9 protein-coding genes are annotated in these 11,091 nt (G+C 60.5%); 6 read left to right on the top strand and 3 right to left on the bottom strand.

The annotated features are described in order from the left end of the window. Positions 1-1,070, bottom strand: a 1,070-nt coding sequence (locus tag BGN91_RS12665) for a glycosyltransferase (protein ID WP_292613682.1), incomplete at its 3' end; no start/stop codon positions are given. 279 nt (positions 1,071-1,349) lie between these two features. Here BGN91_RS12665 and BGN91_RS12660 point away from each other — a divergent pair. The 4 genes from BGN91_RS12660 (at position 1,350) to BGN91_RS12645 (ending at position 7,529) form a co-directional block, all read left to right on the top strand. Further along, positions 1,350-1,580, top strand: a complete 231-nt coding sequence (locus BGN91_RS12660; protein WP_292613656.1) for a hypothetical protein — start codon at positions 1,350-1,352, stop codon at positions 1,578-1,580. A 182-nt stretch (positions 1,581-1,762) separates the two neighbouring features. Next, positions 1,763-2,635 (top strand): hypothetical protein, encoded by an 873-nt coding sequence (locus BGN91_RS12655; RefSeq protein WP_292613680.1) that lies wholly within the window; start codon positions 1,763-1,765, stop codon positions 2,633-2,635. A gap of 92 nt (positions 2,636-2,727) precedes the next feature. Further along, positions 2,728-5,181, top strand: coding sequence for a glycosyltransferase family 2 protein (locus BGN91_RS12650; protein WP_292613655.1), 2,454 nt, complete (start codon positions 2,728-2,730; stop codon positions 5,179-5,181). Next, on the top strand, positions 5,178-7,529 hold the full coding sequence (locus BGN91_RS12645; RefSeq protein ID WP_292613653.1) for a glycosyltransferase family 2 protein: 2,352 nt from the start codon (positions 5,178-5,180) through the stop codon (positions 7,527-7,529). Before BGN91_RS12650 ends, BGN91_RS12645 begins: the two co-directional genes overlap by 4 nt. A 13-nt stretch (positions 7,530-7,542) precedes the next feature. Here the strand turns inward: BGN91_RS12645 and rfbD are convergent, their stop codons facing one another. Together rfbD and rfbC are read right to left on the bottom strand one after the other, a co-directional pair. Continuing rightward, positions 7,543-8,457 (bottom strand): dTDP-4-dehydrorhamnose reductase, encoded by a 915-nt coding sequence (gene rfbD / locus BGN91_RS12640; protein WP_292613651.1) that lies wholly within the window; start codon positions 8,455-8,457, stop codon positions 7,543-7,545. Then, positions 8,457-9,011 carry a dTDP-4-dehydrorhamnose 3,5-epimerase gene (rfbC, locus tag BGN91_RS12635; RefSeq protein WP_292613649.1) on the bottom strand — a complete coding sequence of 185 codons (555 nt, stop codon included), beginning with the start codon at positions 9,009-9,011 and terminating at the stop codon, positions 8,457-8,459. The genes rfbD and rfbC overlap by 1 nt, the downstream gene beginning before the upstream one ends. Before the next feature lie 105 nt (positions 9,012-9,116). Here rfbC and rfbA point away from each other — a divergent pair, with 105 nt between their 5' ends. Next, positions 9,117-9,992: a glucose-1-phosphate thymidylyltransferase RfbA gene (gene rfbA, locus BGN91_RS12630; protein ID WP_292613647.1), complete on the top strand. Its 876-nt coding sequence runs from the start codon at positions 9,117-9,119 to the stop codon at positions 9,990-9,992. 25 nt (positions 9,993-10,017) lie between these two features. Continuing rightward, positions 10,018-11,085, top strand: coding sequence for a dTDP-glucose 4,6-dehydratase (gene rfbB, locus BGN91_RS12625; protein ID WP_292613645.1), 1,068 nt, complete (start codon positions 10,018-10,020; stop codon positions 11,083-11,085). Positions 11,086-11,091: the final 6 nt, after the last annotated feature.

The raw sequence follows: 11,091 nt of genomic DNA, 5'->3' as shown, positions 1-11,091 counted from the left end.
ACGGCGAAAAACGGAACCAGCAGGCCGTTGTCTCCAGGACTGATGACTTCGCGTACCGGAGCGGTATCGGACCCTATCACCAGGCAGCCCGCGCTCATCGCTTCCAGCGCCGACCAGGACAGCACGAAGGGGTAAGTCAGATAGACATGCGCGGATGAAACCTGAAGTGCTGCAATGAAAGTGTCGTATGGAACACCGCCCATGAAATGAACGCGCGACATATCCAGCCGATCGCGCACTTCCGCTAGAAAGATCGACTTCCAGTTGTTGCCCGCCGGCGGAGGGAGACCATAAGACAGGCCATCCCTGCCGATGATGACAATCTGCGCGTTGGGCCGGCGTCTCAGAATTTCGGGAAGCGCGCGCATGAAGATGTGGTAGCCCCTGAGAGGTTCGAGATTGCGCACGACGAACGTCACAATTTCATCAGAACTCCCGACCTGTCGGCCGTTTGGAAGCGTCAGGCGCGCCTGCGCGTCAGGTCGCACGCGCGACGTATCGATTCCTTCATGAACAACTTCGATCTTGCTTTGATAATGCCTTGGAAAAGTCGACTGCTGCCAATATGTGGGCGAAATTCCGACATCGCAGTCAGCGAGAGCGAGCAGGGTTGTCGCATTCTTGAGCTGCAGCCCGATATGGCCATCCCGACCTGAGATCGGAAATTCCGGATCGAATCCGATGTCACGTCCTTCAGCGCCATAATAGAACTCGCAATAAACCAACTGCCTCGCCTTGGGGAACATGGTGCGCAACGGCAGTGTTTCTCCCCAGCCGGGATGTGCGAGAACCACATCCGGAGAAAAGCCCGAAGTCGCCAGGGTGGAAAGACTGTAGAGAACCTGCTCGGCCCGACGACATTCGAGATCGAAACGCCTCGCGAATGGATGCGTCCCCGAGACGTCGGCATCAGGAAGTGCATATTTAATCAACTTTACCGAAGACATCGGCTGCGCGTTCGATGCGCCAACCGCAGCGAGTTCGAAACCCGGCTCAGCGGCCAGCGCCGCCGCGAGATTTCGGTACTGCGCCGGGAAATTATTATGAACGAATAAGATCTTCATCGGCATGATGTCTCGGCGGCATGATATTTCGGCTGAGCGTGTGCGTTGCCTTTTAAGTAAAAAACTTTTGCCTGCGAACCATTCAATAGCAATCTCGTCCAATTATTCTTCGCTTAATTTATCGCGCGTTGACAAGTTCCAAATGAATTGGGACCCTCAATCATCGAGCTAACTTCAATCTGACATCTTCCTGCCCTAAAAGTCGTCGAAGTTGACACTGCGTGGAAATGAATTCCGAAGTCGCTGTATGATACAAAATACAATCGAAAGCGCAGGGCGTTCGCGATGAGCCTCAAATTGACACAACATCCTTCAGCCTACTCGCCGCAAATCCCGCATCCGGATTGGAATGGTTTTGAGAACCTGCCGGACACCGCCGAGAGCATCGCCGATTCCATCACGCTGCTGAGAGACGAGAACGACAGATTGCGCAAGATGGCTGCATCGTTGAGCGTGGAGGCTGAAAACATCCGGCAATCTCTCTCGCCGACGAAATCAACCGCCTTGCTGGTTTGATATTCCATCATGACCGATCGTCATCGGCATCCTGGGAAAAGCGGGGAGCGTCGGCCAGATCCGACAATTGATCGATCGTCGCTCCATTGGGGTCTTAACAGCAGACATTCCCCCCAAGGCGACTGCGCATGATGAACTGGCACGGCTGAAGGAGACGACAGGTGGATCTGTTTCGGGGCACAATGAATGACGCTGAACAACAGAGGGTGCTGAGTCTCGACCGCGGACTGTTCTTTGTAAATTATAAGAGCGCGGATGACTCCGCCTCACCGCCTCACGTGATGGTCGCCCCGGCCGAAGGGCATGAGCGACGCATGGAGATTATCCTGCATCCCGATGCGACCGAGCCAACATTGTGGCAGCCCAATTCGGGCCTCGTCGTTCGCGTCAACACGCCCGGCACCTTGCAGGTTCAGGTCCAGCCGGCAAGACCGGGCGGATCGCGGGCCGCTGTCGTACGCGTCGAACAAATTCAGGCCGGCCGAAGTCCCACTGCACTCGGTGCAGGAAACGGCGTGGGACTTCACACGCATGTTGCAACCGACGGCCTAAAGATACTCGGCCATGTGGCGGGTCGCGGCGACATCGTTGTCGGACCCAATGCGTGGATCGCGGGTCCGGCCGCGCCGTCCCGCGTGGAAGGAGTGGCTCTGGAATGGCCGGATAGGCCGGCGGGCGTCGATATCCGTTACGCGGTCCAGTTTGCAAATGGTCAGTCTGGCAGCGGCAAAATGGTGGCGCTCGGCACCTATGCCGGTACGCGCGGCCGAGCCCTCCCCCTCACCGCCATCGTTCTCGAAATGAGCGGAGCCGATGATCTGAAGTTTGTCGCCGAGGCAGGATTCCTGAATGCGCCAACTCTTCGTGCGGTCGGCAAGCGGGTCGTGTTGTCGGGTCCGACCAACCGTGAACCGCTGGTCGGTATTCGCATCGGCATCGAGCATACTGCAACCACGGAACAGGTCGCGACTCCTGCGATGCCACGCAAGTCTGCCGGCTCCGCACGGGTGAGGGTTTTCCGCAGCCAGCAGCGTCAGGCGAGTGCGGCTCGATAGAAAATCGGCTTCCGCTTTTTTCGGATCACGCTTCGAAGTCCAGCAGCCGCTTCGAAACGCCGGTCGGACGCTCACTGGTCAGGGCAACGGCAATGATGCTCGGGACCGCAAATGACACGCAGGCTCGTGCCAGGTTCGGCTCGCACGTCAAGCTCGAACGCATGGCCGCTCAAGCGATCACCGATCGGGACTTTCTTTCGGCGTTCAAATATGCGGACAGACGTTGCCGGACCGGCCCCTCGGCTGCGCATTGCTTCGTGCTTCGCGCGGAGGCGAACTGGGGGCTGAAACGCAGGGAGTTGGCGCTGGCCGACCTTGCCGAAGCGCTTCTCGTCGACCCGTCCGATCTTGCGGCCAACCGCAGAATGCTCGCCTGGTCGACAGACGAGCGCCGGCGAACGGCGGCAACCAACCTGATCGGCCGCGACAGCAATCCAGCGATCCTGCGAGCTGCCATCGAGCAGCTCCGCCGTTCAGGACATCGGTACTGGACCGCCTGCTCGGTGTTTGACAATCACGTGACGGGCTGGGTCGCATGGACTACGGCGGACACGATCGAAGTCAGACTTGAATTTGAGAACGGCACTCTCACCAGCACGCTTGAATCCAATTCGTTTCATCCGCTAGCCGGAATTGAGGTTCAGGCAACGGCTTTTCTGGTTCGGCGTCCGCCATCCGCCACGCCTCAGACATTGACGCTGACCTGCGGCGCCGAGATCGTCCAGGTTCGCCGGCTCGCTCCCAACCAGTCGCCTCCGCCGGTTATCCGGACCGGCGCGCGCAAATCCGTCGTATCACGATCCGATAGCACCGCGCCCACCGTTGTCGTTCCGGTGTACCGGGACGTACCGGCAACACTCGACTGCTTCGACAGCCTCATCAAGGCGCGTGCCTCGGCCGAACGGCAGCCCTTCCGCATTCTGGCAGTCGACGATGCCACGCCCGAACCTGAGTTGCGACGCTATCTGAAGGACCTCGCTGCAGCCGAGACGATCGATCATCTTGTGAACCAGACCAATCTCGGCTTCGTCGGCGCAGTCAATCGCGCGCTGGAGACGATACCGGCTGGTGATGTCGTGCTGCTCAACTCGGATACCATCGTGCCGCCGGGGTTCATTGAGCGATTGGCGGCCGCGGCGCACTCCGCGCCGAATATCGGGACGGTCACTCCGCTGTCGAACAACGGCGATATTTTTTCGTTTCCGACACCGAACGATCTCAATCCGATGCAAAGCTATGAGAGCACTCTGGAGATCGACCGGATTGCGAGCATCGCCAATGCCGGCGATGTCACCGACGTTCCGAGCGGCATCGGCTTCTGTCTCTATATTACACGCGACTGCCTCGCCGCCATCGGCGGGCTCTCGGAGAACTTCGAGCGAGGCTATCTCGAGGACGTCGATCTCTGCTTGCGCGCGCGCGCCAAGGGTTTTCGCAATGTCTGCGCCACGTCCGTCTATGTCGGACATCACGGCTCAAAATCCTTCCGGCACGAAAAGAGAAGTCTGGTTCTCCGCAATCTCGAAATCCTGGACCGGCGATTCCCCGACTACCGGCGGGAATGTCGCGCGTTCGAGGTCGCGGATCCGTTGCGAGCCGCGCGTGCAAGGCTCGATCACGCGCTGACATGGCCTTCCGAACCTTCGGTGCTGATTCTCGGCAATCGACGAAACGTCATCGCCGTCGCCGAGGAGCGAGCCCGCCACCTCCGCGAGCGTGGCGAGCGTGCGATCCTTCTGTTGCGAGAGCACGACGTCGTTCATCTCAAGGCGGCCGATGGCAGCAGCCCACAGACCATCCGGTTGAGTTTCGGAACCGAGGCGACCATAGCCGAGGCTGCCGATGTCATTGCGCGGCTGCATCCTGTTCGCGTCGAGATTATCGAGCCGGATCCGTTGCCGGATTTGGTCGCACTGATGCGGAGACTTCACATTCCCGTCAATCCATGGGTGACATCAGGCAACCTCGGCGAAGCCGTCATCGGGCTTGCCGACGAAACGCCGTTTCTTGCTTCCGGCAAGGCGGCCAGGGCATTTGCGAAAGCGCGCTGGCCCGATCGCAAAATCGTTCTCCAGGACTGGCCGACTCCTCCACTGACGCTGGCGTCTCGCCACGGCGCGCGCCAGTCGCTTGCCATCGTGCCGTCTGCGCCCTCGCCTGCATCCTTCCGCTTGATACGAAGGCTGGCAGACTATCTGGGACGGCGAGATCCATCCAGATCGATAATCATAGCCGGCACGACAAGTGACGACGATCGTCTGATGTCCTATGCGAATATTTTCGTAACGGGTGCGGTCACAGCCGGTGAAATCGGCGATGTGCTCGCGCCGCATCATCCAGGCTGGCTGCTCACAGACTTCGGGGAACCCGCATTCGGACATCCGCTTATCGAAACTGCAAGACGGGCTCCGATATCTGTCGCGTACCGCGACTGGTCCGGCGGATCGATCAGACCGCGCAAGCGAGATCTTGCGATTCCGGCGGACGCGGACGATCGAGGGCTGGTCGATGCCGTTATCGAGTGGATCGAGCGGTGGAACGCATGACGCGCATCATACCAGTGCGCAAGCTACCGATCGCCGAACCGGAGCTGGTCAGCCGGCTCGCGCTCAGCGACGACGGGACGGTATCCGGTTTCGTGTTCGATCCGCAGGCTCCGGAACGCCGCTTCACGGTCGACATCCTGCTTGACGGCCTGGTGCTGAAGACGGCGCACGCCGATGCTTTCGCGCCGGAATGCTGTGGGCAAGACCACAGCAACACGTGCGGCTTTGCGATAATCATCGATCCCGATTTGCTCCGTGCCGCACGCCATCTCTCGGCTCGCGTAGCCAACCTCGAAACTCCCATCGGTCGCCCCATCGATCTTGAGAATAATAACGCGGCTTCCGTCGATCTGCGCCCGACCGGCAAGCTGCGTTGGTTGGGCGGCCTGCGCTTTCAGGGCTGGATCGATAGCGAAGCCGCCGTTACGCTGGAGGCAATCGTCGATGGGGAATCGGTTGCACAGGCGCGCACCGCGGGCTGGACGCACATCGGCGGCGAGGCCGTTGGAGAGGCTTCACGCAACGTTCGCGCTTTCGATTTTCACGTCCCGCAACGCTTTGCCGATGGCCGTGTCCATCGAATCCTGCTGCGGCGAGAAGACGGCGAACAGATTCCGGCAACGGCGGTCTTCGTCGCGTTTCCCGACGGCCTTGCCGGGTTGATCGACGTCGTCGGCGGTTACGAGGCCGAGCGGCTGCGCGGCAAGTTATACGATCAGCTCATTCCCGCTTCGCTGCCTCTTCATGACTATGCGGACTGGCGCGACCGATTCCCCTTGCCGGAGCCGCAGCCAAGTTCGCTTCGGCTGGCCATCGTGATCGCCGGTAGCGACGGTGCGCAACAAACGCTGTCCACGCTTGAAACGCAAAGCAACGAGAACTGGACCGCGGGCGCGATCGACGGTCAACCGCTTCTAATCGACAGCGACGCCATGCTGGAATTTCTGCAGAATGCCGCGCCCGATGCGAGCCACGTTGTGGTGGCCATGGCGGGTGTGGCGCTGGAACGGAATGCTCTGGCGCGTATCGCCGCCGCTTTCGATGCCCATCCCGATGCGGTCGCCATATACGGCGACCTTGACTTTCTAGCTGACGACGGTCGTCTTTGGCCGCTTGCCTTTCCGGCGTTCGATTATGAAAGGATGCTCGAGCAGGGGTATTGCGCGCTTCTGTTCGCGGTGCGGCGCGACGCCCTGATCGCGACGCTCGGGACACGGCCGGATAATCTCTACCGCCTCTTCAACGGCCTGCTGGATCGGACCGGTCCGCAGCAAGCGGATTTCCTTCACCTGCCGGGCGCATTGGCGACCATGCCGGTGTTCGATCGGGCAAAGGCCAGCCGGTTGCTCTCTGCAGCGAGCCGCCTGCACCTGCGGTCACGCGGTATTGACGCGGAAGCAACCGAGCAGCGGGGCAATTTCTTTCCTGCGGTTCGGATCAGGCGACCCTTCGTGCGGCATCGGACCACTGTGATCATCCCGACGCGCGACCGCGTTTCGATGCTGCGCACATGCCTCGACAGCATTGCCCCGGCGATCAAACGCTGTCGTGCCGATATCCTCGTCATCGACAATGACAGCGCCCATCCGGAAGCCATCGGCTTTCTTGCCGATCTGCCACGACGCGGCATCCGGACCTTGCGGATCGAAGGGCCTTTCAATTTCGCGCGCCTCAACAATCGCGCCGCCGCAGAACTCGACACCGACATCCTCTGCTTCCTCAACAACGACATCGAGGCAGTATCCGATGACTGGCTCGAGGAAATGCTGGCGCGCCTGGTCGAACCGGACGTCGGCGCGGTCGGCGCGTTGTTGACCTTGCCCGGTGGCGTCGTTCAGCACGGCGGCGTCGTGCTGGGCATGAACTTTTCAGTCGCGCACGCATGCACAGACCGAGTCAGCGATGACCCCGGCTTTCTCGATCAGCTCCTCGTGGCGCACGAATGCAGCGCGTTGACTGCGGCCTGCCTTGCAACCCGGCGAAGCGACTATCTTGCGGTCGGCGGGATGGACGAAAGCCGCTTCGCCGTGGCGTTTAACGACGTCGACTATTGCCTGCGCCTGCGCGAAGCCGGCAAACGCATTGTCTTTACGCCGCACGCAAAGCTGATCCACGCCGAATCCGTCAGCCGAGGCAGCGACGCGCGCGCCGACCGGCGAGACCGGTTCGAACACGAACTCAACTTGCTGCGTGCGCGCTGGGGCGAGATGCTCAATGATGACCCGACCTACAATCCGCAATTGTCGCGCGACGGCGTTCCGTATGGCGGCCTAGCCTGGCCGCCCGGGCCACGGAACCCGCGATACAACCGTCCGCCACGGGGTCACGATTTGCCGTTGGGGTTTTGAGATTCCCCCGGGCTTAGTAACCCGCCTGACCGCGTTGCAAGGCGACGAAATGATCGAGCTCCGCCGATAACGCATCCTGCCAGGCCGGCGTGGTCACTCCGAACCGGTCTCTCAAACGCGACAGATCGAGCCTCGAATTGCCGGGCCGTCTGGCCTTTGTCGGGAAGTCCGCCGTTGCAATCGGGGTGATTGTCTTGACTGCGAGCTTCATGCCGCGCGCCTTCAACCCCGCCACGACAGCGCGGGCGAAGCCATACCAACTGGTCTCGCCGGCGCAAGCGAGATTGATGACACCATCGCTGCGCGCGAACAGCCATTCCAGGTTCGGCGCATTCGACCACACGATGCCGGCAACGGCATCGGCGATCGCGCTAGCGGTGGTCGGTGCGCCCACCTGATCGGCAACGATACGGAGGTCCGCGCGTTCGCCCGCGAGCCGCGCGATGGTGCGAAGGAAATTGGCTCCGCTCGCGGCATAGACCCACGAAGTGCGCGCGATCAGGTGCGGTCCGCCGGCCGCGCGGATAGCGAGATCGCCGGCGAGCTTGCTCGCGCCATAGACCGAGAGCGGGCCGGTCCGACTGTCTTCGCGCCACGGCCCGTCATCCGTTCCGTCGAAGACATAGTCGGTCGAGAAATGGACCAACGGCACGCGATGACGCGCCGCCCATGCCGCGATCGCGGCAGGCGCCTCGGCATTGATGCGAAACGCAAGCTCGCGCTCGTCCTCGGCCCGATCGACAGCGGTATAAGCTGCGGGATTGACGATGAGATCGGGTTCAAATGCATCGAGCGCCATGCCAAGCGTTTCGGGTTTCGACAGATCGAATTCGGTACGCAATGGCGCCACGACCGTGCCGCCCTTTTCCAGGAGCGGCCGCAGTGCCCCGCCGACCTGCCCGTTGGTACCCGTCAATAATATTCGCATCAGACTTGCCCATAGACCGGAAGGTTCTTGACGTCGGCCAGCAACGGCGCATCGGCGTCCTTGGCCGACAAGGACGGCGCCTCCACGCCCCAGTCGATGCCGATCGACGGATCGTTCCAGCGAATCGAGACTTCGTCCTTCGGACTGTAGAGATCGTCGCATTTGTAGAAGAAGTCAGCGGTCTCGGAGAGAACGACGAAGCCGTGCGCAAAGCCTCGGGGGACCCAGAGCTGGCGTCTGTTTTCTTCACTCAGTTCAACGGCGACGTGACGCCCGAAATTGGGACTGCCTACCCGCACGTCGACGGCGACATCCAGCACCTTGCCGCGCAGGACGGTCACCAGCTTTCCCTGGGTGAGCGGATTTTGCAGATGGAGTCCGCGCAGCACGCCTCGCGCGGAGCGGGACAGGTTGTCCTGGATGAACGGACGACTGATGCCGTGCTCGGCGTAACGAAGAAATTGATAGGTTTCAAGAAAAAAGCCGCGCGGGTCGCCGAACAGCCGCGGCTCGATGATGACGACGTCCGGAACTTCAGTCTCGATAACATTCATTTCATGTCACTTTGGTTTTATTAACTTACAGCATCTCCTCATTGATAACAAACTTGCGTACTTAACACTATATGTTATGTTATCGCTGATATAATGTGAGGGGCCATGAAGGGGATTATTCTTGCCGGCGGAACGGGCTCACGCCTTTACCCGGTGACGACGGTCGTCTCAAAGCAGCTCCTGCCCGTCTTCGACAAGCCGATGATCTACTATCCCCTCTCGACACTGATGTTGGGCGGCATCCGCGAGATTCTGATTATTTCGACGCCCCAGGATGCGCCGCTGTTTCACCGGCTGCTGGGCGACGGCAGCGAGATCGGCATGCGGTTTGCCTATGCCACGCAAGAGACCCCGCGCGGGCTGGCGGACGCTTTCATCGTCGGTCGCGACTTTATCGGCTCGGACTCGGTCGCGCTGGTGTTAGGTGATAACATTTTCTACGGGCACGGGTTGCCGCGCATGTTATCGGCGGCGGCGGCCCGCAACCATGGCGCCACGGTGTTTGGCTATATCGTCAACACCCCCGAACAATACGGGGTGGTCGAACTCGACGACACCGGCCGCGCGCGCTCCATCGAGGAAAAGCCGAAACAGCCGAAGTCCAACATAGCCGTCACCGGGCTCTATTTTTATGACAACGACGTCGTCGAGATCGCAGCCGGCATCAAGCCGTCCCCACGCGGCGAGATCGAGATCACGGACGTCAACAACACCTATCTTGAGCGCGGCAACCTCTATGTCGAGGTACTCGGGCGCGGTTTCGCCTGGCTCGATACCGGCACGCATTCCTCGCTCGTCGAGGCCAGCCACTTCGTTCAGATCCTGGAACAGCGCCAAGGTTTGCGAATCGCCTGCCCCGAGGAGATCGCGCTGCGTCAGGGCTACATCTCGCTTCAGGCATTCGAGAAAGCAGCCGAGAAGAACGCGAAGAGCAGCTACGGCGAGTATCTGAAGTCCGTTGCCCTTTCATATGAATGTTGATTCAAGTCCACGGAGGCGATCGACGATGCGCTTCAAAGCTTCGACCATTTTTGTCACTGGCGGCGCAGGATTCATCGGATCGGCGGTGGTTCGTTATCTCCTGCACAATACCCATGCCCGCGTTGTCAACATTGACAAGTGCACCTATGCCGCAAATCTCGACTCCCTGCCCGGCACGAATGAGAACCTGAACTACGCATTCGAGAAGCAGTGTATTTGCGACGGCGCCGGCCTGCGTCAGCTTTTTGAGAAGTATCGCCCGGATGCGGTGATGAATCTGGCCGCGGAGAGCCACGTCGACCGCTCGATCGACGCTCCCGGCGAGTTCATGCAAACCAACATCATCGGCACGTTCACCCTCTTGCAAGAAACATTACGCCACTGGCGCACGCTGTCACCCGAGAAGCGCCAGAAATTCCGCTTCCTTCACGTTTCCACCGATGAGGTGTTCGGCTCGCTCGGCGATAACGGCTTCTTCACGGAGACGACCGCCTACGCGCCGAATTCACCCTACTCCGCGAGCAAAGCCTCCTCCGATCATCTTGTTCGCGCTTGGCGCGAGACCTACGATTTGCCGACGCTCGTGACCAATTGCTCCAACAATTACGGTCCCTATCACTTTCCGGAAAAGCTCATCCCTCATATGATCATCAAGGGTCTGGCGGGCGAGCCGTTGCCCGTCTATGGCGACGGCAGGAACATCCGCGACTGGCTCTATGTCGAGGATCACGCGAAGGCATTGGCGCTGGTGCTGGAGCACGGTGTCGTGGGCGAAACCTACAACGTCGGCGGACGTAACGAGCGTACCAACCTGTACGTCGTCGAAAGCATCTGCAACCTGCTCGATGAGGTTGCGCCGGAGATGACACGCAGGCACGGCGACCTGATTACCTTCGTCGCCGACCGTCCCGGCCACGATCGCCGCTATGCTATCGATGCGTCAAAACTCGAGAGAGAACTCGGCTGGCGGGCGCAGGAGAATTTCGAGAGCGGCATCGAGAAGACGGTCCGTTGGTACGTCGACGAGCAACCATGGTGGCGGGCCATCCTGGCGCGAGGCTATGCAACAAAACGCGTTGGCCTCAGCGGCTAACGCGAC

The organism is Nitrobacter sp. 62-13 (assembly GCF_001896955.1).
GTDB lineage: Bacteria > Pseudomonadota > Alphaproteobacteria > Rhizobiales > Xanthobacteraceae > Nitrobacter.
The sequence above is the reverse complement of the archived record's forward strand: the minus strand, read 5'-3'. Positions and strand labels throughout refer to the sequence as shown.